Annotated in this window: 24 protein-coding genes; 15 read left to right on the top strand and 9 right to left on the bottom strand. The window is 60.1% G+C overall.

The window, feature by feature from the left end; genetic code table 11:
• Positions 1–5: 5 nt before the first annotated feature.
• Complete coding sequence (hpxD, locus tag CWM52_RS15985; RefSeq protein ID WP_100684988.1) at positions 6–1,043, bottom strand: molybdenum cofactor-independent xanthine hydroxylase subunit HpxD; 1,038 nt, start codon at positions 1,041–1,043, stop codon at positions 6–8.
• A gap of 126 nt (positions 1,044–1,169) precedes the next feature.
• Here hpxD and hpxR point away from each other — a divergent pair, with 126 nt between their 5' ends.
• The gene (hpxR, locus tag CWM52_RS15980; RefSeq protein ID WP_100684987.1) at positions 1,170–2,087 is read left to right on the top strand and encodes a LysR family hpxDE operon transcriptional regulator HpxR; all 918 of its coding nucleotides are present in this window, start codon (positions 1,170–1,172) and stop codon (positions 2,085–2,087) included.
• On the opposite strand, the gene hpxO is transcribed toward hpxR, so the two are convergent.
• The gene (gene hpxO, locus CWM52_RS15975; RefSeq protein WP_100684986.1) at positions 2,084–3,238 is read right to left on the bottom strand and encodes an FAD-dependent urate hydroxylase HpxO; all 1,155 of its coding nucleotides are present in this window, start codon (positions 3,236–3,238) and stop codon (positions 2,084–2,086) included. The two genes, hpxR and hpxO, sit on opposite strands and share 4 nt — an antisense overlap.
• A gap of 420 nt (positions 3,239–3,658) precedes the next feature.
• Between hpxO and uraD the strand changes: the two genes are divergently transcribed.
• Entirely contained in the window at positions 3,659–4,159 is a 501-nt protein-coding gene (gene uraD / locus CWM52_RS15970) for a 2-oxo-4-hydroxy-4-carboxy-5-ureidoimidazoline decarboxylase (protein ID WP_100684985.1), read from the top strand.
• The gene (gene uraH, locus CWM52_RS15965; RefSeq protein WP_100684984.1) at positions 4,156–4,482 is read left to right on the top strand and encodes a hydroxyisourate hydrolase; all 327 of its coding nucleotides are present in this window, start codon (positions 4,156–4,158) and stop codon (positions 4,480–4,482) included. Before uraD ends, uraH begins: the two co-directional genes overlap by 4 nt.
• A 33-nt stretch (positions 4,483–4,515) precedes the next feature.
• Here uraH and guaD read toward each other — a convergent pair whose 3' ends face one another.
• Both guaD and CWM52_RS15955 read right to left on the bottom strand, forming a co-directional pair.
• Positions 4,516–5,832: a guanine deaminase gene (gene guaD / locus CWM52_RS15960; RefSeq protein ID WP_100684983.1), complete on the bottom strand. Its 1,317-nt coding sequence runs from the start codon at positions 5,830–5,832 to the stop codon at positions 4,516–4,518.
• Positions 5,833–5,940: 108 nt separating this feature from the next.
• Entirely contained in the window at positions 5,941–7,434 is a 1,494-nt protein-coding gene (locus CWM52_RS15955; protein ID WP_100684982.1) for an NCS1 family nucleobase:cation symporter-1, read from the bottom strand.
• A gap of 145 nt (positions 7,435–7,579) precedes the next feature.
• On the opposite strand from CWM52_RS15955, the gene CWM52_RS15950 reads away from it, so the two are divergent.
• The 3 genes from CWM52_RS15950 to puuE are packed head-to-tail and all read left to right on the top strand — an operon-like array spanning position 7,580 to position 9,988.
• Complete coding sequence (locus CWM52_RS15950) at positions 7,580–8,296, top strand: GntR family transcriptional regulator (RefSeq protein ID WP_100684981.1); 717 nt, start codon at positions 7,580–7,582, stop codon at positions 8,294–8,296.
• Positions 8,296–9,045 carry an allantoin racemase gene (gene hpxA, locus CWM52_RS15945; protein ID WP_100684980.1) on the top strand — a complete coding sequence of 250 codons (750 nt, stop codon included), beginning with the start codon at positions 8,296–8,298 and terminating at the stop codon, positions 9,043–9,045. The genes CWM52_RS15950 and hpxA overlap by 1 nt, the downstream gene beginning before the upstream one ends.
• Before the next feature lie 10 nt (positions 9,046–9,055).
• Complete coding sequence (puuE, locus tag CWM52_RS15940) at positions 9,056–9,988, top strand: allantoinase PuuE (protein ID WP_100684979.1); 933 nt, start codon at positions 9,056–9,058, stop codon at positions 9,986–9,988.
• 32 nt (positions 9,989–10,020) lie between these two features.
• Here the strand turns inward: puuE and hpxZ are convergent, their stop codons facing one another.
• From hpxZ to hpxW, 4 genes are read right to left on the bottom strand one after another with little or no spacing between them, the layout of a single operon-like run.
• Positions 10,021–10,407: an oxalurate catabolism protein HpxZ gene (gene hpxZ, locus CWM52_RS15935; protein WP_100684978.1), complete on the bottom strand. Its 387-nt coding sequence runs from the start codon at positions 10,405–10,407 to the stop codon at positions 10,021–10,023.
• Positions 10,404–11,801 (bottom strand): AtzE family amidohydrolase, encoded by a 1,398-nt coding sequence (locus CWM52_RS15930; protein WP_100684977.1) that lies wholly within the window; start codon positions 11,799–11,801, stop codon positions 10,404–10,406. The genes hpxZ and CWM52_RS15930 overlap by 4 nt, the downstream gene beginning before the upstream one ends.
• Positions 11,798–11,986, bottom strand: a complete 189-nt coding sequence (gene hpxX / locus CWM52_RS15925) for an oxalurate catabolism protein HpxX (RefSeq protein WP_100684976.1) — start codon at positions 11,984–11,986, stop codon at positions 11,798–11,800. The genes CWM52_RS15930 and hpxX overlap by 4 nt, the downstream gene beginning before the upstream one ends.
• 9 nt (positions 11,987–11,995) lie before the next feature.
• On the bottom strand, positions 11,996–13,579 hold the full coding sequence (gene hpxW, locus CWM52_RS15920) for an oxamate amidohydrolase (RefSeq protein ID WP_100684975.1): 1,584 nt from the start codon (positions 13,577–13,579) through the stop codon (positions 11,996–11,998).
• 168 nt (positions 13,580–13,747) lie between these two features.
• Here hpxW and hpxU point away from each other — a divergent pair, with 168 nt between their 5' ends.
• The 8 genes from hpxU (at position 13,748) to CWM52_RS15880 (ending at position 21,383) form a co-directional block, all read left to right on the top strand.
• Positions 13,748–14,587: a MurR/RpiR family transcriptional regulator HpxU gene (gene hpxU, locus CWM52_RS15915; RefSeq protein ID WP_100684974.1), complete on the top strand. Its 840-nt coding sequence runs from the start codon at positions 13,748–13,750 to the stop codon at positions 14,585–14,587.
• 213 nt (positions 14,588–14,800) lie between these two features.
• Positions 14,801–15,586, top strand: coding sequence for a transporter substrate-binding domain-containing protein (locus CWM52_RS15910; RefSeq protein ID WP_100684973.1), 786 nt, complete (start codon positions 14,801–14,803; stop codon positions 15,584–15,586).
• 9 nt (positions 15,587–15,595) lie between these two features.
• Entirely contained in the window at positions 15,596–16,261 is a 666-nt protein-coding gene (locus CWM52_RS15905; RefSeq protein WP_100684972.1) for an amino acid ABC transporter permease, read from the top strand.
• Positions 16,261–16,917: an amino acid ABC transporter permease gene (locus tag CWM52_RS15900; RefSeq protein WP_160704063.1), complete on the top strand. Its 657-nt coding sequence runs from the start codon at positions 16,261–16,263 to the stop codon at positions 16,915–16,917. The genes CWM52_RS15905 and CWM52_RS15900 overlap by 1 nt, the downstream gene beginning before the upstream one ends.
• On the top strand, positions 16,898–17,635 hold the full coding sequence (locus CWM52_RS15895; RefSeq protein ID WP_004860340.1) for an amino acid ABC transporter ATP-binding protein: 738 nt from the start codon (positions 16,898–16,900) through the stop codon (positions 17,633–17,635). The genes CWM52_RS15900 and CWM52_RS15895 overlap by 20 nt, the downstream gene beginning before the upstream one ends.
• Positions 17,636–17,650: 15 nt before the next feature.
• Positions 17,651–18,892 carry a pyridoxal-phosphate-dependent aminotransferase family protein gene (locus tag CWM52_RS15890; protein ID WP_100684970.1) on the top strand — a complete coding sequence of 414 codons (1,242 nt, stop codon included), beginning with the start codon at positions 17,651–17,653 and terminating at the stop codon, positions 18,890–18,892.
• Positions 18,889–20,151, top strand: a complete 1,263-nt coding sequence (gene hpxK, locus CWM52_RS15885; protein ID WP_100684969.1) for an allantoate amidohydrolase — start codon at positions 18,889–18,891, stop codon at positions 20,149–20,151. Before CWM52_RS15890 ends, hpxK begins: the two co-directional genes overlap by 4 nt.
• 326 nt (positions 20,152–20,477) lie before the next feature.
• Positions 20,478–21,383: a GGDEF domain-containing protein gene (locus tag CWM52_RS15880; protein WP_100684968.1), complete on the top strand. Its 906-nt coding sequence runs from the start codon at positions 20,478–20,480 to the stop codon at positions 21,381–21,383.
• Positions 21,384–21,388: 5 nt separating this feature from the next.
• Here CWM52_RS15880 and CWM52_RS15875 read toward each other — a convergent pair whose 3' ends face one another.
• A complete protein-coding gene (locus CWM52_RS15875; RefSeq protein ID WP_100684967.1) occupies positions 21,389–22,222 on the bottom strand; it encodes a helix-turn-helix transcriptional regulator in 834 nt (277 codons plus the stop codon).
• A 247-nt stretch (positions 22,223–22,469) separates the two neighbouring features.
• Between CWM52_RS15875 and CWM52_RS15870 the strand changes: the two genes are divergently transcribed.
• Complete coding sequence (locus CWM52_RS15870) at positions 22,470–23,237, top strand: phytanoyl-CoA dioxygenase family protein (protein ID WP_100684966.1); 768 nt, start codon at positions 22,470–22,472, stop codon at positions 23,235–23,237.
• Positions 23,238–23,334 lie beyond the last annotated feature (97 nt).

The following is a 23,334-nucleotide window of genomic DNA, read 5'->3' as shown; positions in this document are numbered from 1 at the left end:
TCCCTTTACACCAGGAAAAACTCACCAAAGCCCATTTTCTTCAGGCTACGACGATAGGCGATTGAACTGCGATCGGCGGGAATATGCGCCTCCAGCGTTAAGTCCAGCGGCAACCGCTCCGGACGCTGGGTCTCCACCATCAGACGGTCCTCTTCGAACACGCGCAGGTTGAAGGCATGCACCTCTTCGACCGGCACATGCAGGTCAAAATTGCGCGCAATGGGGGCAAACATTCGGGTTACCCGCGATGAGACCGGTGAGGCGGCATTCATGATAACCAGCCGGGCCTCGCCGGGGAAATGGATGGTCAGGGTCGCCGTAAAGGGCAGGTGCAACTCAAAATGGCGCAGCCACTGGAAGCCGTCCGGCGCGCGAAATTGAGAACTGGCCGGGTAATTGCCGACCGAACTCCAGTAATCGGCGGTGAAGCCAAAGGGGGTCTCCTGCGGGATATAGTCGGGAACCAGCTGATTATCGGGATCTGCAAAGGTGTCGGTATGGATCCAGGCGAAGTGGGCAACATCGAGAAACCCCTCGACCTGGCGACCGGCAAAGCCGTTGACCTCAAAGGCCGGGCAGTTGATCTGCTGAAAGCCTTCATCGTCCCAGTGAGGAAGGGTGGGCAGCGGCGGCGGGTTTTCCGCATCGAAAGCCAGGCAGGTCCAGATCAGCCCGTAGCGCTCTTCGACCGCGTAGCAGGTGAGGTTAAGCTTCGCCGGCACCGGTCGATCGGGGCTGGAGGGAATGCGGTTGCAGCGGCCATCTTCCCCGAAGCGCAGGCCGTGATAGGGGCAAACGATCCCTTCTTCATCATGGAAGCCCAGCGTCAGCGGCACGCCGCGGTGCGGGCAGACGTCGCGCGCGACCACGACCTGGCCCTTAATGCGATAGATAACCAGCGGTTCATCCAGCAGCACCGCTTTCACCGGCGCGGCGCCAATATCTTCGGCGCGGGCGACCGGATGCCAGCAGCGGGCCAGGCGTAGCCAGTCTTCAGGATCGAAAGTGCAATGGGCGGGGGGCGTTGGCGCGGCTCTGGTCATGATTTTCCTTCCTGCTCACAAAATTCATTTGTTTAATTGTTGTGAGTTTATTGTTGTCATATTAGGGTGTTGACATCCATAAGCATTAATTCACTCACCCGTTGCAAAAAAGAGGACAGGGTCGGCATGAGTCCGTTTTCGCGTTTTGCGCTCTATTTCGCCGAAGTCGCCCGCAGCGGCAGCCTGCGTCGGGCCGCTGAAAAGCTGCATATTTCGGCTTCGGCGATCAATCGCCAGATCCTGCAGGCCGAAGAGGAACTGGGGACGCCGCTGTTCGAACGGCTGCCGGAAGGGTTACGGATGACGACCGCCGGCGAGCTGCTGTATGACAATCTGCTGCGCTGGCAAAAAGAGTTTCGCCTGACCCGGCAAAAGTTTGACGAGCTGCAGGGGCTTAAGCGTGGAACGGTCAGCGTCGGAATGGTGCAGGCGTTGGCGGAGGGCAGTTTTGCCGCGGCGCTGGCCGATATCATCAGCACCTGGGACTGGCTGGAGCTGGTTTTACAGGTGGCCGACAGCCATACGGTCAGTGAAAAAGTCCGCCAGGCCGATCTTGATTTCGGCCTGATTCTTGACCCGGAAGGCCAGGCGGGACTGAGCGTGCTGGCGTTTGTTGAGCTGGAAATGGGCATCGTCATGCGCCCGGATAACCCCCTGGCGAATGCGCCCGCGCTCTCCCTGGGGGAGCTCAGCCAGCAGCGCCATATCGTCCCCGGCGCGCCGTTGATGATTCACGAACGCGTTGGCATGCTCTATCGCCATTATGACTTTAGCCCGGCCAACAGCATCCGCTGTAACGATATCCGGCTGATTAAATCGCTGGCGTTGAAAGGCAGCGGCGTGACCGTTCTGAGCCTGCTGGATGTGCTGGATGAGGTGAAAAGTGGTCAACTGGCGTTTATTCCGCTGCGCAATAAGCTGCTGCGGCCGCTGACGCTGGCGCTGTGTACGGCGCCATCGCGCCAGCTGTCTCGCCCGGCGCAAATGGCGATTCAAAAATTGACGGCGGTAATGGAGGAGATGCAAACCGTCGGCGGAGGTTAACCCAGCGGGCCGCCCTGGATGGTTTCGCACAGGCCATTGATAATCCGCTCCCCGGTCTCCTCTTTGAGCTCCTGATACCACGCCTGGGTCAGGGCCATATCTTTCCCGTGCGTGATATCGCAGCGCTTGCGCGCCTTCAGTATCAGGTCGCGCACGCGCGCGCAGCGCAGCGCTTCGTACTGGCGCAGCGCGGAAACAATCTCGCGATTTTCCCGGAAGATATCGCCAAGCACCACCGCATCCTCCATCGCCGCGCAGCCGCCCTGACCAATGTCCGGGGTCGTGCTGTGTCCGGCGTCGCCGAGCAGCGCAACCTTGCCGCGAACCAGGGTATCGAAGGGCTCAATGTCATGGATTTCCACGCGATTGGTTGTCTGCGGATCGAGAGCGGCAATCAGTTTTTGTACCGCTGGCGCCCAGCCGCTGAAGTAGCGGCGGAGATCGTCGCGCAGGGTGTGCCGGTCTTCGGCCAGACCGGCGGGCAGCGGAACATCAAAGAAGAAATAGAAACGTCCCTGCGCCACCGGCATCAGCGAGACGCGCTTGCCTTCGCCGACGAAGGTGGTCCATTGATCCGCTGGCGCAATGCTCTCATCGATATCCACCAGTCCGTTCCAGTTGACATAACCGGCATAGCGGCGTTCGGGCTTATGGCCAAGTACGTAGGGGCGCAGCGCCGAGCGGCTGCCGTCGGCGGCGATCAGAAAATCACCGTGGGCCGTGGTCCCGTCGCTAAACCAGACGGTGACGCCGTCGGCATTTTCCTGCGCACGGGTTACCCGTTTACCAAACTGCACCGCCTCGCGCCCCCAAAAATTGAGCATCTCTCTTTGCAGTTCGCTGCGTGACACCGGGCAGGGGCGGCCGCCGGTGCGTTCAACCAGCGGAGCAAGGCTAAAGCGGGTCAGGGTTTCTCCGCCCTGGTACTCTTTATAGGCTAAAAAGTGCATCGGGCCGCCGTAGGTTTCGATGATCTCGCCCATGCCGAGATTTTTCATGCACTTCACGCCATTTGGCCAGATGGAGATCGCCGCGCCGACCGGTTTAATCTCTTTCACCGCCTCAAACACTTCACAGGTGATTCCCGCCTTCTTCAAGGCCACCGCCGCGCTCAGGCCGCCGATACCGGCGCCAATCACTAATGCTTTCATGCTGTTCTCCTTACATTACGTCGTAAAGGAGGCGAGCAATTTACGTACCAGCTTGCGCAAAGCACCAAAATCGGCGTTGCGGCGACAAGAGGGCGACGTTTCGCACCCATCTGGTGCGTCAGAGGGTGGCAACCGTCAGTTTATGAACTAAAAATTTCTTAAGGGTGATGATGGAACCGAATGTTTCATCAGCGGTGGACGGCAGAGGAGCGGGGAAGCAGCAACGATATGAGGTGGCTATCATTAATAAACAATCGGTTATTGAACTTAGCGCGCCCCACGGCGCGACTCTGGCCTGTTTTGTGCTTTGTGCTTTGTGCAGACAACGTTGATGTGAAACGGGGGAAATGATGATGTCGCAAAACAAAAACAACCGTCAGTTTGCGGCCCGGCAGCGTGGGGCGGCGGCCGGGAGGGACGATGATTCCGCTCAGCCACTTTAATCAACTGCCTCGCGACGAGGCCGCGCGTCTGCTGGAACCGTGCGTGGCGATTGACGACTGGGTGACGGCGCTGGTGCAGGCCCGGCCCTACCCGAACCTTGCGGCGCTGCACGCCGTTGCGCAGCAAACCTCGCTGACATGGGGCGAGCCGGAGCTGGATCTGGCGCTGAGCGCACACCCGCGAATTGGCGAAAAACCCGCAGCCCGGCACGGTCATGCCGCGCTGTCGCGGCAGGAGCAGGCGGCGGTCAACGATCGGGACGCTTCGCTCATCCAGGCGTTAACGGAGGGCAACGCTCGCTACGAGGCGCGCTTTGGCCGGGTGTTTCTGATTCGCGCCAAAGGCCGCAGCGGGGAGGAGATACTGCAGGCGCTGACGCAACGGCTGAACCACAACCCGGCGCAAGAGGTTGCGTCGGCGCTGGCGCAGCTCCGTGAAATTACCTTATTACGACTAACGGGAGTCATTGGCGAATGAATACGTTAAGTACCCATATTCTGGATATTTCCAGCGGCAAGCCTGCGCAGGGGGTGGCGGTCAACCTGCTGCGGGGAGGGCAATCCATCGACAGCGGCATCACCGATGAAAATGGGCGCATCGCGTCGCTGGCGCCGGGCAAACTGGCCGCCGGCCGCTATCGGCTGGTGGCGGAGACGGGCGACTGGTTCACCCGCGGTGGCCTCGAGACGCTGTATCTGTGCGCGCAGATTGATTTTGTGATTGCCGAGGAGGCGGATGAGCATTTCCATCTGCCGTTCCTGATTGCCCCGGGCGGCTGGTCAACCTATCGGGGAAGCTGAGCGCGCCGACGCCCGGCAGCGGGCCGGGCTTACTCACTGCGCCTGTGCCTGCCAGACGCATTCGCCGTTGACCCAGGTCTGGTGAATATTGCGTTCGTCACCCAGCGTCATCAGAACAAACAGCTGTTCGTAAATATCCTGACAGCGGGAGAGGCGCAGGCGCTGCAACGGCGTCACTGCTGGGGTGATGGCGACAAAGTCGGCCTCTTTTCCCGGCTGGAAGTTGCCAATGTTGTCATCAATACACAGCGCGCGGGCGCCCCCCAGCGTGGCATGGTAAAAAGCTTCGCTGGCGCGCAGACGATAGCTTTGCAGCTGCGCCACTTTATAGGCTTCACCCAGAGTGCGTAGCATGCTGAAGGTCGTTCCCGCGCCGACGTCGCTGCCGATGCCGATGCGCACTTTCCGTTGCCAGCTGGTGGGCAGGCGGAACAGACCGCTGCCGAGAAACAGGTTTGAGGTCGGGCAGAAGGCGATCGCCGAGCCGGTCTCGTGCAGACATTGCCACTCAGCGTCGGCGAGGTGGATGCCGTGAGCAAATACGCTGCGTTCGCCGGTCAAGCGATAGTGGTGATACACATCAAGATAGTGCTCATGCTCCGGCCACAGGCTTTTCACCCACGCTATCTCATTGAGGTTTTCGCTCAGGTGGGTATGCAGCCAGGTATCCGGGAACTCTTCCCGCAGGCGCTGGACCGCCGTCAGCAGCTCCGGTGTCGACGTAGCGGCAAAACGCGGCGTGATGGCGTAGCCGAGGCGACCCTGATGGTGCCAGCGCTGAATAAGCTCGCGGGTTTGCCGGTAGCTCTGCTCCGCCGTTTCGCTCAGATAGTCCGGGGCGTGGCGGTCCATCATCACTTTACCGGCGAGCAGGCGCATATTCAGCCGCAGGGCTTCGCTAAACAGCGCTTCGACGGATTCGGGATGCAGGGTACAAAACACCAGCGCGGTGGTGGTGCCGTGGCTCAGCAGCTGGTTGATAAAGAACTGCGCGATCTCCGCGGCATACGCCGCATCGCCAAACTGACTCTCCACCGGAAAGGTGTAGGTGGTCAGCCACTCCAGCAGCTGCTCGCCGAAGGCGCCAATCATCTCCGTTTGCGGATAATGTACGTGGGCATCGACAAAACCGGGGAGTAGCAGCTGTCCGCGCAGATCGAGATAGCCGGTGTGCGGATCCAGGTGCTGCTCGCCCTCCTGCCACGGCAGCAGCGCCTGAATTTTTCCCTGCTGGATAAACAGCACGCCATCATCGAGATAGCGCGCATGGCGAGCGATATCGTCGGCGCTGTCGGCGACTGCGGCGATATCGAAAAAGGCGCCACGAACGGCGGTATGGTACTCAATCATCAGGACAACCTTCTTTGTTCCAGAGAGGGGCATTAATATTGAGCAATATTAATGCCAGTTTGCCGGAGAGGATATGCCGCGGTGCATCGCCGCGGCACAGGGGAGGGATTACTCTTTCTGGGCAAGCGGTCGGGCGCTAAAACGCGATGCGGCGGGGGCGCGATCGTCGCGGGCGATCCAGCGGTAGGCCGCGCCGCTCAGGAAGACGCCGATAAACCAGCTAAAGTTCGCCACTTCATGCAGGGCCGGGATAAAGCTAATCACCAGGCCGATTGCCACCGACGGGAGCAGCGCCGCGATGGCTTTCGGGTTAAAGCCGTTGCGGTACCAGTACTGGCCCTGCGGCGAGTCATCAAACAGGTCGTCGACAGACACCTGGCCGCGCTTAATCAGGTAGAAGTCGACAATCAGAATGCCAAACAGCGGGCCGATAAAGGCGCCCAGCACATCCAGCGTATAGTGAATCAACTCCGGGGAGTTAAACAGGTTCCACGGTGTCAGCAGAATGGAACCGACCGCGGCGATCATGCCGCCGGTACGGAAGCTGATTTTCTGCGGTGAGCAGTTGGAGAAGTCGAACGCCGGTGAGACAAAGTTGGCGACAATATTGATCCCGATGGTGGCGGTAATCATCGTCAGCAGACCAATGGCTACCGCCAGATCGTTCCCCACGCGGCTGACGGTTTCAATCGGGTCGGTGATCATCCGGCCGAACAGCGACTGGGTGCCGGAGACAATCACCACGGTGACTATCGAAAACAGCAGGAAGTTAAACGGCAGACCCCAGCGATTGCCGCGACGGATTTCGCCCATGCTCTTGCCATAGCGCGAGAAGTCGCCGAAGTTCAGCAGCGGGCCGGAGAAGTAGGAGACCACCAGCGCGGTGGCGGTGATCATCTGCCAGGTCTGTTCGCCGGCGGTCAGCGATTTGCTGGCGAGAGTAAAGGAAATACCGTCGAAGCCGGTTTTGTATACAATCCAGCCCGCCAGTGCCAGCATTACCACGTAGACCGCCGGACCGGCGACATCAATAAAGCGCTTAATGGCGCTCATCCCGTGCCAGAAGACCATCGCCTGCAGCAGCCACATGGTGGCGAAACAGAGCCATCCGAGATGCGACAGACCAAGGAAGGTGGCTGCGGTTAATGTTGTCAGCGAAGGCCAGAACTTGAGCAGCACCAGCATCAGCGCGTTGGCCGCCAGATAGGTCTGAATACCGTACCAGGCGAAGGCGATAAGACCGCGGATCACCGCCGGGATATTGGCACCAAAGACGCCAAATGCCTGACGACAGATGACCGCATAGGGTACGCCCGCCATCTGGCTCGGCTTCGCCACCAGGTTGGCGCACAGCTGGACGATACAAATTCCCACCAGCAGGCAGAGAAGCACCTGCCAGCTGGCCAGCCCGAGGGTGAAGAAGCTCGCCGCCACCACGTAGCCCCCCATGCTATGGACGTCGGACATCCAGAAAGAAAAGATGTTGTACCAGCTCCAGTTCTGGTCGCGCGTCGGCGCCAGATCCTCGTTACACAGTCGTGGACTGTAGCCGACGGTGGAGTCAGCGGCCTTAACCTGATGGGTATGTTGTCTGTTTGGCATGAAACCTGCTCCTCTGAATGAAAACTCTTTTACGTTACTGGTTGAGGCTGTTGCAGGATTCAGGCCAGAATCATTAATCTTGTATACAATAAATTTATTTTATGTGTACGATTAGCTATCGAAAAGTGAAATTCGGAGTGGGTGAATGCGTAATGAAAACCGTCAGCAGGCCGCAGAAGCGCCGCATGACAAGGATGAATCCATCTATCAGGCCCTGATGACCGCCATCGTCGAACATCAGCTGCTGCCGGGCAGCAAGTTGCCGGAGGAGGCGCTGGCCGAGGTCTTCGGCGTGAGCCGGACCGGGATCCGCAAGGTGCTGCAACGACTCAATGCTGTGCAAATGGTGACCTTAACGCCCAAACGTGGTGCACATGTCGCCAGTCCGACGGTGGAAGAGGCGCGGGAGATCTTCCGCACCCGCACGCTGCTGGAGGTGGCGAACCTGCCCGATGTCATCGCCCACTGTCAGCCGCCGCACCTGGCGGCGCTGGAGGCGATTATTCGCCAGGAGCAACAGGCGCATGAAACCTGTGATGGCCCGGCGGCGATTCGCTTTTCCGCCGAATTTCATATTCAGCTGCAGGCTATTTCCGGTAATCAGGTCCTCACCGACATGGTGACGCGCCTGAGCCAACGCTCTTCCTTAGTGATAGCGGCATGGGGGGCGCCGTGGCGCCAGGGCTGTCGCTGCGACGATCATCAGCAGCTCGTCCAGCTGCTGCGCGAGAAAGCGCTGCCGCCCCTGAGCGCGGCGTTAACGCACCATTTTGAACATATCGTTGCCAGCCTCTGCTTTGAGCGGGCTGGCGAATGCCTGCCTGATTTTGCCCGGCTCTTTGCCGGCGACAAGGAGTCCTGATGACCGCTATTTGTATACAAGTGATTAATCCCAACACCAACGCCGGGATGACCGACACCATCGCAACCGCCGCCCGCATGGCGGCGGCACCGGGGACCGAGATTATGGCAGTCTCTTCACGGGAGGGCGTGCCATCGATCGAAGGCCATTTTGATGAGGCCATTGCCGCCGTCGGCGTGCTGGAGCAGATTCAGGCCGGCCGTCAGCAGGGCGTTGCGGGCCACGTGATCGCCTGTTTCGGCGATCCGGGATTGCTGGCGGCCCGCGAGCTGGCGCAGGGGCCGGTGATCGGCATTGCCGAAGCGGCGATGCATATGGCGACGCTGGTGGCCACGCGCTTCTCGATAGTGACTACGCTGCCGCGTACGCTGATTATCGCCCGCCATCTGCTGCATCAATATGGCTTTTACGACCACTGTGCCGGGCTGCACGCCATCGATCTGCCGGTGCTGGCGCTGGAGGACGGTAGCGGCGTGGCGCAGGAGCAGGTGCGCGCGCGCTGTATCCAGGCATTAAAAGAGGACGGCTGCGGCGCCATCGTGCTGGGCTGCGGCGGAATGGCGACCCTGGCCCAGGCGCTCACGCGGGAACTGCAGGTGCCGGTCATCGATGGCGTCAGCGCGGCGGTGAAGATGGTGGAGTCGCTGGTGGCGCTGGGGCTGTCGACCAGCAAACGCGGCGACTTAGCGTTCCCGGAAGGCAAAGCCCTGAGCGGTAAATTTCAGACATTCAATACATTTGCAATTTAAGGGGTGGGAGATGACGTCAGCAGCACAGAATTACCCGCGCGACCTGCGGGGATACGCCGGTCAGCCGCCGCACGCGCAATGGCCGAACCAGGCGCGGATTGCCGTGCAGTTCGTCCTCAATTATGAAGAGGGGGCGGAAAACCATGTTCTGCATGGCGACGCCGGTTCCGAGCAGTTTCTCTCCGATATTATCGGCGCCGCGAGCTACCCGGACCGGCACATGTCGATGGACTCGCTGTATGAGTACGGCAGCCGCGCCGGGTTCTGGCGCATTCATCAGGAGTTCAGCCGACGCGGGCTGCCGCTGACGGTGTTCGGCGTAGCGATGGCCCTCGCGCGCCACCCCGATATCGTCGCGGCGATCAAAGCCGCCGACTACGACGTCGTCAGCCACGGCTGGCGGTGGATCCACTATCAGCATATGGATATCGACACGGAGCGCGAGCATCTGCACAAGGCGGTGCAGGTCTTAAGCGATCTGTTCGGCAAGCCGCCAACCGGCTGGTACACCGGGCGGGACAGCCCCAACACCCGGCGGCTGGTGGTGGAACACGGCGGCTTCGATTACGACAGCGACTACTACGGCGATGATTTACCCTTCTGGACCGAAGTGCAGTGCGGCGACGGTTCGCGCAAGCCGCATCTGATAGTCCCCTATACCCTCGACGCCAACGACATGCGCTTTGCCACCGCGCAGGGCTTCAACACCGCCGAGCAGTTTTATACCTACCTCAAAGATAGCTTTGATGTGCTGTATGAAGAGGGGGAAGATGCGCCGAAGATGATGTCCATTGGCATGCACTGCCGTCTGCTGGGGCGGCCGGGGCGCTTCCGCGCCCTACAGCGTTTCCTCGATTATGTCCAGCAGCATGAGCGGGTGTGGGTCTGTACGCGCCAGCAGATAGCCGGGCACTGGCGCGAAGTTCATCCATTCCGGGGGTAGTGCGTTCCCCGCGAGCCCGGCTCAGCGCCGGGTTAGCTCATCAGACTCACCTGCGCGGCGACAATCCGCCAGCCATAGGGGAAGCGGACCCAGGTTTGCTGCTGGCGGCCAATCCGCTCGCTCCCGTCGCGGGTGAACTCGGTGCTGCATACCGCGTAATCCTCGCCGAAGGTGACTATCTCGGTGTGGCGTAATTCGCGCTGCAACCCCGCCGCCGGACGGGCGGCGCGAAAGGCGCGAATTTCGTCAATACCGTAGAGATTCTCGCCGGCCCCCAGGCGCACCGTTCGTTTATCGTGCCAGAATAGCTCATCCAGCACCGCAATGTTGTTGCTGATCAATGCCTCTTCGTAGCGATAAAAGGCGGCCGTGACCTCGGCCAGCACGCGCGGCCGGTTAATATTATCCTGATTGATCATACTGCTCTCTCCGCAGGGCGGGCCTCGGTGATGCCCGCTTGTTCGAGGGCGCGCGCGGCGCGCAGACAGGCCAGTTCATTAAACGGCGCGGCAATCAGCTGCACGCCAATGGGCTGGTTGGATGCCGTTCGCAGCGGGACCGTGACCACCGGCAGGCCGAGGAACGAAATGGGTTGGGTGAGCATGCCCATACTGGCGCGAACGGGCAGCATCTCGCCGTTGATCGTCATGGTTTGCTGGCCGATAAGGGTGGCGCTGCACGGCGTCGCCGGGGCGATGAGCACATCGGCGTGGCGCAACAGCGATGTTATCGCCTCCCGGGCATGACGGCGAAAACGCTGCGCCTGCAGATACCACGCCGAAGGAATCATCGCCCCGGCCAGCAGGCGTTCCCGCGAGTTCGGTTCAAAGCGTGCCGGTTCACGCCGCAGCGCCGGCAGATAGTGATTGCCCCCTTCGGCGGCGCTGATGATAAACGCCGCCGAACGGGCAAGCTCCGCCTCGGGGAACACATGCTCTTCGCGGGCCTCAAGGGCCTGCGCCACGCGTGCCACGGCGGCACGGGCATCGTTATCGCACCAGTCGCTGAAATAGCCGCCAAGTACCGCGCAGCGCAGACCCTCCGCCCCGCGTTCCAGCCGCTGGCGAGTAGGAGCAATGGCTGCATCCGCCTGGGCGTCATCGTCGGGGTCGTGTCCCTGTAAGGCATCGTACACCGCCGCCAGATCGTCGACGCAGCGGGCAAACGGGCCAATGTGATCGAGGCTGGCGACGAACGGATGGCTGCCCGCGCGCGACAGGCGGCCAAACGTCGGTTTCAGGCCAAAAATGCCGCATAAGGAAGCCGGGACGCGGATCGAGCCGTTGGTATCGCTGCCCAGAGCGAAGTGAACCAGCCCGGCGGCGACCGCCGCTGCCGACCCGCCGGAAGATCCGCCGGCGATGCGCTGCAGATCGTGCGGATTATGGGTGGCGCCGTAGTGGCTGTTTTCGGTGGTGAACCCGTAGGCGTAGGCGTCCATATTGACCATTCCGCTAAGCAGGCCGCCTGCCGCGCAGATCTGCCGCACCGCCCAACCGTCGTTGGCGGCAGGCGGGCGCTCGCTGAACAGCCGGGCGCCAGCGAGGGTGGTTTCCCCGGCAACGTCGAACAGATTTTTTACCGCGTAGGGGACCCCCGCCAGCGGCGGTAACGGCTGGCCGGTTCGACGCAGCGCATCAATCTGCCCGGCTTCGGCGAGCATCCGGCGTTCGGTGATCTGCGTCCAGGCATTAATCTGCGGGTTAACCTGCGCCATGTCGTCCAGGGTGCGGCGGGCAATCTCTCTGGCGCTCAGCTCGCCGTCGGCCAGCGCGCGCTGAATATCAGCAATCGTCATCTCAGTCAGCGTCATGCTTTGTATACTCCGGCTATCTCCAGGCGTTCATCGAGGGGAAAGGCCATCAGCGGCTCAGCCATGGCGGCAATGCGCGCGAACTGGAGCTGAAGTTCGCTGCGCCTGGTGTCGTCCAGCTCCAGCGCCAGCAGGTGTTCCATTTGCGCCAGATAAGCGTGCCAGTCATTTACGTTATGCTTCATCTTCGTCTCCTAATAACCGGCGGCGGAGCCGTTGCTGCGCGGATCGGCCGCCCCTTCAAACAGCCCGTTGGGATGGCGGACGATGGCGCCGGCGTGACCCATCGCTTCGCTATAATCGGCCAGCACTTCCACGTCATGACCCAGCGCCCGCAGGCGGGCGATGCTCTCTGGCGTGAAGCGGCCTTCCAGCTTCAGTGAGTCTGAGGTTTGTCCCCAGGTTCGCCCCAGCAGCCAGCGCGGGCGCGAAATACTCTCCTGTAGCGGGACGCCCTGCAGGATATAGCGGGTGAAAATGGCCGCCTGAGTTTGCGGTTGGCCGTCTCCGCCCATTGAACCGTAAACCATGACCCGGCCGTCGTTGAGGCGTGCGGCGGCGGGATTGAGGGTATGAAACGGCTGTTTGCCTGGCGCCAGCGCCAGCAGATGCGCGGGGTCGAGACTGAACGAGGCGCCGCGGTTTTGCCAGACGATCCCGCTATCCGGCAGCACCACGCCGCTGCCAAATTCGTGATACAGGCTTTGAATAAAGGAGACCGCCAGCCCGCTGCTGTCCATCACCCCCATCCAGACGGTATCGCCGGGACCTTTTCCCGCCCCCCACGGAGCGGCCTGCCGATCGTCGATGTTATCGGCCATCCCCTGGAGCGCCTGCGGGTCGAGCAGACTCTGAATATCCACGTCGAGATGGCGGGGGTCGGTAATGTGGGCATCGCGCAGGCCGAAAGCCTGCTTGGTAGCCTCGACGATACGGTGCACGGTCTGCGCGTCATCGGCATCGTGCATCGCCAGCCGGTCGGTAATCCCGAGGATCGCCAGCGAGACCAGTCCCTGCGTGGGCGGTGCCAGGTTCCACAGTTCGCCGTGCTGGTGTTGAAGCTTCAGCGGCGCAGGGCGGCGGGCGCGATGCTGTTGCAGGTCGGCAAGGGTAATGGGCAGGCCACAGGCCGCCATCCCGGCAGCCAGACGCCGGGCCAGCGGGCCGCGATAAAAACTGTCGAGGCCATCATCGACCAGTTGCTGAAGCGTCGAGGCCAGCGCGGGCTGACGAAACCGACTACCGGCGACCGGCGGTTGTCCGTTGACCAGAAAGGTCTCCGCAAAACCTGGCAGGTCATGGAGTTCGGCGAGTTTTCCGGCGCTGGCACTGGACTGAGACGCGGTCACCGGCGTACCGTCCGCGGCATAGCGAATCGCATCCTCCAGCAGGCGCGCCAGCGGCAGCGCTTTTCCGGTCAGGGTCTGCGAGACCTTGAGCGCTTCATCCCAGCCGCTGACGGTCCCGGCGACGGTCAGCGCCGCCTGCGGCCCGCGGTGCGGAATTTGCGCCAGCCCGGCGTAGGCTTCTGGCGTGGCCAGCGAACCTGCCGCGCCGCTGGCATCAATGGCTATCGGTTCGCCCTCTGGCGGCACGATAAGCCAGAAGCCATCGCCGCCCAGGCCGTTCATATGTGGGTAAACCACCGCAATGGTGGCCGCCGCGGCGACCATGGCTTCTATCGCGCTGCCGCCTTCGCGCAGCACGGCAACCGCACTTTGGCTGGCCAGATGGTGCGGGGCGACCGCCATCCCGTGGGCGGATACATTACTCTGCATGGGTTGTCCTCATGATCCAAACGTAATCTCAGCGCTGCAAAAGCTGTTCCACTTTGAGCGTAAAGTTTCATTCGTCGGGGGAGATGGCGCTTTTTTCTTAAACTGGCATGCATTATGAAAGGGCTCACATCATGTATAGTTTGATGAAACAAAAGTTACAGAGGCTGTATGGAACAACTGGATGAACGCTTGAAAGGGCAATATGCCTCATTGTCGCCTCAGGAACAGCGGGTGGCGGATTTTATTTTCGATCACTTCGATGACCTGATTAGCTATAACAGCGCCGAGCTGGCGCAGCTGAGCGGGGTGTCAAAAGCCACGGTGAGCCGTCTGTTTAAGCGGCTGGGCTACGAAAAATATAAGGATATGCGCGATGAGTTGCGCACCTTACGCCAGAGCGGAATGCCGCTGACCGATCATCGCGATGCGGTGCAGGGTAACACCCTGCTGGCGCGGCACTATAAACAGGAGATGGCGAACCTGACGCAGTGGGTCAATGCGCTTGACGCGCAGCAGTTTGCCGAGGCGATCAGCGGGATGGTCAACGCCCGGCGCATTGCGATCATCGGCATGCGCAACTCCTGGCCGGTGGCGCTGCATCTGCGCCAGCAGCTGCTACAGGCGCGCGGGCAGGTACAGGTTCTGCCGCAGCCGGGGCAGAGCTTAAGCGAGGAGCTGGTGGATCTGACGGCGGACGATCTGGTGGTGGTCATGGCCTTTCGCCGCCGTCCGCGCATCATCCGCCCGCTGCTGCAGCAGCTCCAGCAGCGCGCTATTCCGGTAGTGCTGATCTGCGAACCGCAGGCATACAGCCTGTTTCCGCTGTCCCGCTGGCAGCTGTGCGCCCCTCTGGATAGCGTTTCGGCCTACGACAGCTACAGCTCGGTAAACAGCTTGATCAACCTGCTGGCGAATGCGTTTTTGCACGAAATTCTCGATAAAGGCCGCCCGCGCATCCACGATATCGCCACCCTCTATCAGCAGCTGGACGAGCTTGAGCAACGATAATGGGGCCTCAGGTTGGTGCTTTGCTCTGTTTTGGTGCGATAAAGTAGTGGGGAAATGAGCGCCGTTTTCCCACTATTCTCCGCTATATCCTGTTTCCCCTCTCTTTTCTTGCACTTTTCTTGATGGCCCCCGCATTTTTTGTATCTGGCACATTAGTTGCAGAAGTTTATTTAAAGAATCTTTTGTTTCATACTAACGTAACGGGTAAACATCATGAAAAAACTGCTGATCGCTCTGGCCGGAGCCGCTTGTCTGTTCACGCAAATCACAGCGGCAAAAGCCGACCAGTTGCAGGATATCGAAAAGCGCGGCGTGATTCGCATCGCGGTGCCGCAGGATTTTCCGCCGTTCGGTTCAGTGGGAACCGATCTTCAGCCGCAGGGTTATGACATCGATATGGCGCGTTATCTTGCCAGTCAGATGAAGCTCAAACTGCAGCTGGTGCCGGTGACCAGCGCCAACCGGGTGCCTTATCTGCAAACCGATAAAGTTGACCTGGTTATCTCCAGCCTCGGCAAGAACGCCGAGCGCGAGAAGGTGATTGATTTCAGCCGCGCCTATGCGCCGTTCTTCCTCGGCGTGTTTGGCCCGAAAGGGGCGGAGGTCAAAGAGGCGGCGGCGCTGAGCGGCAAAACCATCGGCGTGACCCGCGGTGCGGTGGAAGATATGGTGCTGACCGGTATCGCGCCGAAAGAGGCGCAGATTAAACGCTACGAAGACAACAACACCACGCTGTCGGCGTATCTCTCCGGCCAGGTGCAGTACGTGGCGACCGGGAACCTGGTGGTGGCGGCGATCGCCCGCCAGAATCCGGCGAAAGCGCCGGTACCGAGTTTTATGCTGAAAGATTCGCCGTGCGTGATTGGTCTGAAAAAGAATGAACCGGCGCTGAAAGCCAAAGTGGATGCGCTGATTGAGCAGGGCCTGAAAGACGGCACTCTGAACGGGCTGTCTGAGAAGTGGCTGAAAGCGCCGCTGCCCGCCGACTTTGCCGCATAAGGTCAGTGAATGACGGAACAACTTCATTTTTCTGCGCTCTGGCCGCACTGGCCGGAGCTGCTGGCCGGGCTGTGGGTGACCATTCAGCTAACGGTCATGGCAACGGTCGGCGGTCTGGCTATCGGTATTTTCGGCGCCGCCATTCGCAGCGGGCGGCCATCGTGGTTCAGTCGGATTTGGGGCGGTTATGTGGAGCTTATTCGCAACACGCCGTTTGTGGTCCAGCTGTTTTTTATCGTCTTTGGGCTGCCTAACCTCGGGCTCAAGATGACGGCGGGCGAAGCCGCGCTGCTGGCGATGGTGGTCAATCTGGGCGCCTACAGTACCGAGATAGTCCGCGCCGGGATCCAGGTGACGCCCAAAGGCCAGTGGGAGGCCGGACGCGTGCTGGGGTTGAGCCGCACGCAGACTTTTATCCGGGTGGTGTTGCCGCCTGCGCTACAGCGGATTTACCCGGCGCTGGTCAGTCAGTGCATTATCGTGATGCTGGGATCGTCGGTGGTTTCTCAGGTCTCTTATGAAGAGCTGACCTTTGCCGCCAACCTGATCCAGTCGAGGACGTTTCTGAGCTTTGAGGTCTATCTGGTGACGACGGGGATCTACTTAGCGCTGTCGATAACAATGCGTCAGCTGCTGATGGCGGCAGGGCGGAAATGGCTGGGGGTGCAGGCATGATGGCCACCTTTACTGACTGGGACATTATTCGCAATCTGCTGCTGGCCGGACGCTGGACGGTACTGCTGTCGCTGGTGGCGTTTCTCGGCGGCGCGCTGGTGACGTTGCCGCTGCTGCTGCTGCGCCTGACCGGCGGACGCCAGGTCAAGCGCCTGATCCGCGGTTATATCGAACTGTTTCAGGGAACGCCGCTGCTGATGCAGCTGTTTCTGGCTTTCTTCGGCGTGGCGCTGTTCGGCATCGATGTTTCGCCGTGGACCGCAGCGTCGATGGCGCTGACCTTCTACACCAGCGCCTTTTTACTCGATATCTGGTTCGGCAGCATCCGCGCGTTGCCGAAAGGGCAGTGGGAAGCATCGCGCTGTCTGGGGCTGAATTTCGCCCAGACGCTGTTTCGCGTCATTGCGCCGCAGGCGCTGCGTATCGCCATTGCGCCCACCGTGGGGTTCGCGGTGCAGGTGGTGAAAGGCACCGCGCTGGCGTCGATTATCGGCTTCGTCGAGCTGACCAAAGCCGGCACGATGCTGACCAACGTCACCTATCAGCCGTTTAAAGTCTTTGCGCTGGTGGCGCTGGGCTACTTCATTCTGTGTTACCCGCTGTCCCGCTACAGCCGCTATCTGGAGAATAAATTCAATGCCTCTCATCACCATTAATCAGATGCAGAAGTACTACGGCGACAACCACGTGCTGAAAGGTGTCGATCTGGACATCGAGATGGGCGAGGTGATTTCGATTATTGGCCGTAGCGGCTCGGGGAAAAGCACGCTGCTGCGCTGCATCAACGGGCTGGAAGGTTATCAGGACGGCAGCATCAAACTGGGGGGCATGACCATCACCGACCGCGATTCGCAGGCTCGCGAGATCAGCCGTTCCGTCGGGATGGTGTTCCAGAATTTTAACCTGTTTCCGCACATGACCGCGCTGGAGAACGTGATGCTGGCGCCGCGACGGGTGCTGAAAAAAAGCGCCGCCGAATGTCGCGAGCTGGCGCAGCGGATGCTGGAGAAGGTCGGCCTTGGCGATCGGCTGGACTATTATCCCTCCAGCCTCTCCGGCGGCCAGCAGCAGCGGGTGGCGATTGCCCGCGCGCTGGCGATGTCGCCAAAAGTGTTACTGTGTGACGAGATTACCTCGGCGCTGGATCCTGAACTGGTGGGCGAAGTGCTCAAGGTGCTTGAGCAACTGGCCGCCGAGGGCATGACGCTGATTCTCGTCACCCATGAAATGAATTTTGCCCGTGAAGTGGGCGATCGGGTGGTGTTTATGCATCAGGGACGGGTCTGGGAACAGGGCGACAGTAAAACGCTGTTTGCCAACCCGCAGACCAATGAACTGAAGCAGTTTATCTCCTCCGTTCGCGGCCTGAATTAATCAAAGGATTCTAAAATGGATATCGCTCAATTTTCGCAACTCAACCCGCCGCCGCGCCTGCTGATGGGGCCGGGGCCGATTAACGCCGACCCGCGCGTGCTGCGCGCCATGTCGAGCCAGCTGATTGGTCAGTACGATCCGGCGATGACCCACTATATGAATGAGGTCATGGCGCTGTACCGCGGGGTGTTCCGTACCGAAAACCGCTGGACGATGCTGGTGGACGGCACCTCGCGCGCGGGAATCGAAGCGATTCTGGTGTCGGCTATTCGTCCCGGCGATAAGGTGCTGGTGCCGGTATTCGGCCGTTTCGGCCATCTGCTGTGCGAAATCGCCCGCCGCTGTCGCGCCGAGGTTCACACCATTGAGGTCCCGTGGGGCGAAGTCTTCACCCCCGACCAGGTGGAAGACGCCATCAAACGCGTGCGCCCGCGCCTGCTGCTGACGGTGCAGGGCGATACCTCGACCACTATGCTTCAGCCGCTGGCGGAGCTGGGCGATATCTGCCGTCGTCACGAGGTGCTGTTTTACACCGACGCGACCGCCTCGCTGGGCGGTAACCCCCTGGAGACCGATGCCTGGGGGCTGGATGCGGTATCGGCGGGGATGCAGAAATGCCTCGGCGGCCCGTCTGGCACCTCGCCGATTACCCTCAGCGCGCGCATGGAGGCGGTGATTCGCCGCCGCAAATGCGTGGAGGAGGGGATCCGTACCGACGCCCATCTTGATGGCGTGGATGAGATGGTTTACTCCAACTACTTCGACCTCGGTATGGTGATGGACTACTGGGGGCCGGAACGCCTGAATCACCACACCGAAGCCACATCGGCGCTGTTCGGCGCCCGCGAATGCGCGCGCCTGATTCTGCAGGAGGGACTGGATCAGGGGATTGCCCGGCACAAGCTGCATGGCGATGCGCTGCTCAAGGGTATTCAGGCGATGGGGCTGGAGACCTTCGGCGACCTGAAACATAAGATGAACAACGTGCTCGGCGTCGTGATTCCGCAGGGTGTCAACGGTGACCAGGTCCGCAAGCTGATGCTGGAGGATTTTGGTATTGAGATTGGCACCTCCTTTGGCCCGCTGCACGGCAAAGTGTGGCGCATCGGCACTATGGGTTACAACGCGCGGAAAGATTGTGTGCTGACCACGCTCAGCGCTCTGGAGTCGGTACTGAATTACCTGAAATTCTCTACCACCCAGGGGGCGGCGATGCAGGCGGCGTGGGATCACTATGACAGCGAGAGTGCGCGATGAATCAATCAGCACGCCAGCAGGCGGAGATGATGGCGGCCGCGGAGCGGGTGATGGCCCGCGCCGATGTGCTGGCTGCGATCAGCGAAACGGCCGAAGGGCTGACCCGGGTGTATCTCTCGCCGCAGCATTTGCAGGCCAATCAGCAGGTGGCGCGCTGGATGACGCAGGCGGGCATGACCGTCTGGCAGGATAGTGTCGGCAACATTTGCGGGCGTTATGAAGGCGAACAGGAGGGGGCACCGGCCATTCTGCTGGGGTCTCATCTGGATACGGTACGCAATGCCGGGCGCTATGACGGCATGCTGGGGGTGCTCACGGCGATTGATGTGGTGGAAAGCCTGCATCAGCAGGGGCGTCGTCTGGCGAAAGCGATAGAGATCGTCGGTTTCTGCGATGAGGAGGGGACCCGTTTCGGGATTACGTTGCTGGGCAGCCGTGGCCTGACGGGAAGCTGGCCAGAGAGCTGGCTGACGCAGACCGATGCGCAAGGGATAAGCGTAGCGCAGGCGATGGTGCAGGCCGGGCTTGACCCTGCGGGAGTCAGCCTGGCGGCGCGCCCGACAGCGGATATCGCCGGCTATCTGGAGCTGCACATCGAGCAGGGTCCGCGTCTTGAACAAGCGGAGCTGGCGCTCGGGGTGGTGGAGGCGATCAACGGTGCCCGCCGCCTGAACTGCCGTTTTACCGGCGAAGCGGGCCATGCCGGAACGGTGCCGATGAGCCAGCGTCGGGATGCGCTGGCCGCCGCCGCCGAATGGATGGTGCTCATTGAGGCGACTACCCGGCAGCACGGGGGTGACCTGGTGGCTACGGTGGGGACGCTGCGCTGCGCCCCGGACGCGGTTAACGTCATTCCCGGCGAGGTGGCGCTGACTCTGGATATTCGCGGCCCGCAGGATGGTCCGCTTGATGCGCTGCTCACCACGCTGCTGGACGCCGCGCAGACGATAGCCGCCCGTCGCCATCTGCACTTTGCCGCCGAAACGTTCTATCACATCGCCGCAACCGCCTGCGATCGGCGGTTGCAGACGGTGTTGACGCAAGCCGTCAACGAGGTTCAGGGGCGCTCGCTGTCCCTGCCGAGCGGCGCCGGGCATGATGCGATCGCCATCGCCGAACGTTGGCCGGTAGGCATGCTGTTTGTGCGCTGCAAAGGCGGCGTCAGCCACCATCCCGCCGAATCCGTTACCGTCGACGATGTGGCATTGGCTATTGCGGCATTTCGCCGCGCGACGCAGGCGCTGGCCGAAAAAGCTTAAGTCGTCCCGACCGGCGTATGTGCGGTATCCTCCGCGCATGCGCCGCGCTGAAGGCCGGCGAGCGGCGGCAGCGAAGGGGGATTCTTACCCGAAAATAGCACGAAATGCTAAATGTGCGGATGATGAACTCTATACCATCCGCGGCACTGACCCCGTCGCCATGGATTGGTAGTCAGTTGGAATAATTCCGCGGGGTCAGTCTGCTCTTCTTGTCAAGCATCGATGATACCCTTAACCCTCAGATAATTATCATTTTTACTCGCTGAAAATTCCCTGGTCGTTATGCTACCTTGTGAAAAGATTTGCTGCAGACGAGAGACGTGCCGATGCTGAATTCAGAAAAGAATATTAATATAAATGCGCAGTCCTCCCGTTCCTGGATGAACCTTTTCCCCGCATTGCTGGTGATTATCGCCGTTTCCACATTGTGCGTAGTGATTTCAAAACCCTTAGCTTCATGGGACCTCATCTTCACCAACGCCGGGCTGTATATTGATCTGTTAGCCCTATTGTTCCTGGTGTTTATGCTATGGATTTCGGCAAAGGTCAGAATGAGCCATGTCGCGGTGAACTGGGTGCGCAACGGACTGCTGCTCTGGATAGCCGGCGGCACCTTTGATTTCATGGACGAAATATTTGTCCAGCCGAAATGGATGGGCTATTACTGCGAAGATCTGCTCCGCCTCTCCGGCATGCTGATGACGACCATCGGCATCTACAAAATTATCGAGCGTATTAACGTGCTGTATGTCGACGCGCGTTCTCAATCGTTAAAAGACGAGCTGACCCAACTGCCTAACCGGCGCTTTTTCATTGATACCATCCGGGAAAAACAGGGCCACCAGCTGGCGCTGATGATTCTGGATATCGATTTTTTCAAGAAGATCAATGATACCTACGGCCATCTGGTGGGCGATGAGGTGCTATTCGCCTTGGGTAAACAGCTGGCAAAATTAACCAGCGATAAAATTCTGCCGGCCCGGATTGGTGGCGAAGAGTTCGCCATTATTGTTGACGGGATGTCGGCCGAAGAGGTGCGCGAGCTGGCGCAGTCGATTCTGGAGAATGTCCGCTCGATTCTGATTAATCACGATTATCCGCTGTCGGTAAGCATTGGCGTCGGCATGCGTGAAAAAGATGAGCCGCAGGATGTGTTTATTAAGAAGGTGGATGAGGCGCTCTACCAGGCTAAACATAACGGCCGCGGACGCGTGGAGTGGGCTGCATCCTGAGGCCGCTATCCCTGCTGCACGCTGCGGCAGTGGCGGCGATATTCGGAAGGCGAGCGTTCGGTGTAGCGTTTAAACACCCGGCAAAAATAGTTGCTGTCGACAAAACCGCAGTTGTGGGCAATCTCTTTGACTTTTAAATCGTAGCCCCGCAGCAGTTTTTTGGCCTGCTCCAGCCGCACGCGGGTCAGGTATTCGTTAAAGCCGACGGAACCTGATTTCTGAAAAATGTGCGACAGGTAGTTTGGCGTGATATGAAAACGTTTCGCCACCGATTCGCGGGTTAATGGCTGGCTGAGATTCTCCTCCAGATAATCCTGTACCGCCATAAACAGATCGCGGCTGCGGCTGACCCGCATCTCCAGTCCGACCAGCTGTTCAAGGCAGTGACTCAGCAGCGCTGACACCACAAGCCGGGCGGTGGCCGGGTCTGGCTGCAGACATATTTCGTTCAGCGCCAGCAGCAGATAAGAGCCTACGCGCGGCCCCAGGCGGGCGACGCTTTGCTTCTCCGTTCGCAGCTGTTTGCCGTCCCAGCGCTGGATGCAAAACCCCAGTTTTTGCCTGCCGAATAAGATACTTAAGGTCGATGCCGGACCGGTCCACTGCGGACAGGTCCATTTTCCCGCCGGTACATAAAGCACCTGCGATGTTACCAGCCGCATATCGGACAAGGGTAAGCCGTTCTCCCGCAGCTCCCCCTCCAGCACAATTTCCAGACGTGGAAATGCGACCTGATAGGCCAGTTCCGGGAGCGAAATATCCGGTTCCGGGAACCTGACCCACAGCCTGTCTTTCTGATTGATCAGACGATTTAAAATATCCGGCAGATCTTCAATCATCCTTCACCCCGAGAGCGAACTATTATCCCGTTGAATATAATCTATTTCATACCCGCAGATCTCTTTTAGATAGCCTGATTGAACGTGCAGAGCCGACCTGCGGCCGTCTGCAGCTCAGAGTTTGATGAACATCACACTTTGTCTCCCCGCGTACGGATGTCCAGTTTTTCGTAGGAATCGCCTCATGTATTTCCCCTGGCCGACGATTAGAGTTTATTTCGTGTTATCGAAAGGTTAAGGAAAAAATATGGAACATCAATCTGCTGTCTATCTGGATGCCCTTGGCGCCAACATCGCCTTATCCGATAAAATGAAACTGGAGCTGGATACGCTTGGCTACACCGTGGTGCATCATCTGGCCGACCCGGCGTGGCTGGCGGCGATGCGCGAGCTCATCGACGTGCTTGTCGAGAGCGAAGGGGACAACCTGGCCATGGAACACCATCAGGAGGCGACTGCGACGCGGATTGCCAATCTGGTGAATAAAGGGGTGATTTGGGAGAAGGTGTGGTCTCATCCGCTGGTGCTGTCGGCCTGCCGCTATATTTTTCAGGGCGACTTTAAAGTGTCCAGTCTGAATGCGCGCGAGGCGCGGGTTAACGGCGGCCACCAGCCGCTACACGCCGACTGGAAAAAACCGCGTCCCGATTTTCCCAAAGTGCATCTGGTGAATACCATTTGGGCGATCGATGATTTAAGCGCTGAGAATGGCGCTCCGCGAATTATTCCCGGCACGCATCTACGTCCGGAGCTGCCCGAAGAGGTCCTGAGCGACCCGGAACTGCCGCACCCGGAGGAGGTGGTATTTGCCGCCCCGGCGGGAAGCGTGATGATTTATAACGCACATACCTGGCACGGCGGAACCTGTAATACCACCGGCAGCAGAAGACGGGTGCTGCACGGTTTATACATCGACCGTCAGGACAATGCGCAGCAAGATCAGCGACGCTGGTTAAAGCCGGAAACAGCCAGCCGCCTGACGCCGGCGCAAAAATGGCTGCTGGATGTGGAGTAACTTCCCTGGCGCCAGAAACTTGTCGTCCCGGTATCAAGTCACCCGGCATCAATTGTCGGCCTGGTATCAAGTCACCCATATCGAGTAGCCCCGGTAA

This window comes from Raoultella sp. T31 (genome assembly GCF_002806725.1).
Lineage (GTDB): Bacteria > Pseudomonadota > Gammaproteobacteria > Enterobacterales > Enterobacteriaceae > Klebsiella > Klebsiella electrica.
This window is presented reverse-complemented; position numbering and strand designations above follow the sequence as displayed.

Excerpts from the sequence above, each read along its gene's own strand:
- hpxX (WP_100684976.1), bottom strand. The coding sequence starts at position 11,986 with ATGAAGCATAACGTAAATGACTGGCACGCTTATCTGGCGCAAATGGAA.
- hpxW (WP_100684975.1), bottom strand. The coding sequence starts at position 13,579 with ATGCAGAGTAATGTATCCGCCCACGGGATGGCGGTCGCCCCGCACCAT.
- hpxZ (WP_100684978.1), bottom strand. The coding sequence starts at position 10,407 with ATGATCAATCAGGATAATATTAACCGGCCGCGCGTGCTGGCCGAGGTC.
- puuE (WP_100684979.1), top strand. The coding sequence starts at position 9,056 with ATGACGTCAGCAGCACAGAATTACCCGCGCGACCTGCGGGGATACGCC.
- CWM52_RS15870 (WP_100684966.1), top strand. The coding sequence starts at position 22,470 with ATGGAACATCAATCTGCTGTCTATCTGGATGCCCTTGGCGCCAACATC.
- hpxR (WP_100684987.1), top strand. The coding sequence starts at position 1,170 with ATGAGTCCGTTTTCGCGTTTTGCGCTCTATTTCGCCGAAGTCGCCCGC.
- hpxA (WP_100684980.1), top strand. The coding sequence starts at position 8,296 with ATGACCGCTATTTGTATACAAGTGATTAATCCCAACACCAACGCCGGG.
- hpxO (WP_100684986.1), bottom strand. The coding sequence starts at position 3,238 with ATGAAAGCATTAGTGATTGGCGCCGGTATCGGCGGCCTGAGCGCGGCG.
- CWM52_RS15890 (WP_100684970.1), top strand. The coding sequence starts at position 17,651 with ATGGATATCGCTCAATTTTCGCAACTCAACCCGCCGCCGCGCCTGCTG.
- CWM52_RS15930 (WP_100684977.1), bottom strand. The coding sequence starts at position 11,801 with ATGACGCTGACTGAGATGACGATTGCTGATATTCAGCGCGCGCTGGCC.
- CWM52_RS15880 (WP_100684968.1), top strand. The coding sequence starts at position 20,478 with ATGCTGAATTCAGAAAAGAATATTAATATAAATGCGCAGTCCTCCCGT.
- CWM52_RS15910 (WP_100684973.1), top strand. The coding sequence starts at position 14,801 with ATGAAAAAACTGCTGATCGCTCTGGCCGGAGCCGCTTGTCTGTTCACG.
- CWM52_RS15950 (WP_100684981.1), top strand. The coding sequence starts at position 7,580 with ATGCGTAATGAAAACCGTCAGCAGGCCGCAGAAGCGCCGCATGACAAG.
- CWM52_RS15900 (WP_160704063.1), top strand. The coding sequence starts at position 16,261 with ATGGCCACCTTTACTGACTGGGACATTATTCGCAATCTGCTGCTGGCC.
- uraH (WP_100684984.1), top strand. The coding sequence starts at position 4,156 with ATGAATACGTTAAGTACCCATATTCTGGATATTTCCAGCGGCAAGCCT.
- hpxU (WP_100684974.1), top strand. The coding sequence starts at position 13,748 with ATGGAACAACTGGATGAACGCTTGAAAGGGCAATATGCCTCATTGTCG.
- hpxD (WP_100684988.1), bottom strand. The coding sequence starts at position 1,043 with ATGACCAGAGCCGCGCCAACGCCCCCCGCCCATTGCACTTTCGATCCT.
- uraD (WP_100684985.1), top strand. The coding sequence starts at position 3,659 with ATGATTCCGCTCAGCCACTTTAATCAACTGCCTCGCGACGAGGCCGCG.
- CWM52_RS15895 (WP_004860340.1), top strand. The coding sequence starts at position 16,898 with ATGCCTCTCATCACCATTAATCAGATGCAGAAGTACTACGGCGACAAC.
- hpxK (WP_100684969.1), top strand. The coding sequence starts at position 18,889 with ATGAATCAATCAGCACGCCAGCAGGCGGAGATGATGGCGGCCGCGGAG.
- CWM52_RS15875 (WP_100684967.1), bottom strand. The coding sequence starts at position 22,222 with ATGATTGAAGATCTGCCGGATATTTTAAATCGTCTGATCAATCAGAAA.
- CWM52_RS15905 (WP_100684972.1), top strand. The coding sequence starts at position 15,596 with ATGACGGAACAACTTCATTTTTCTGCGCTCTGGCCGCACTGGCCGGAG.
- guaD (WP_100684983.1), bottom strand. The coding sequence starts at position 5,832 with ATGATTGAGTACCATACCGCCGTTCGTGGCGCCTTTTTCGATATCGCC.
- CWM52_RS15955 (WP_100684982.1), bottom strand. The coding sequence starts at position 7,434 with ATGCCAAACAGACAACATACCCATCAGGTTAAGGCCGCTGACTCCACC.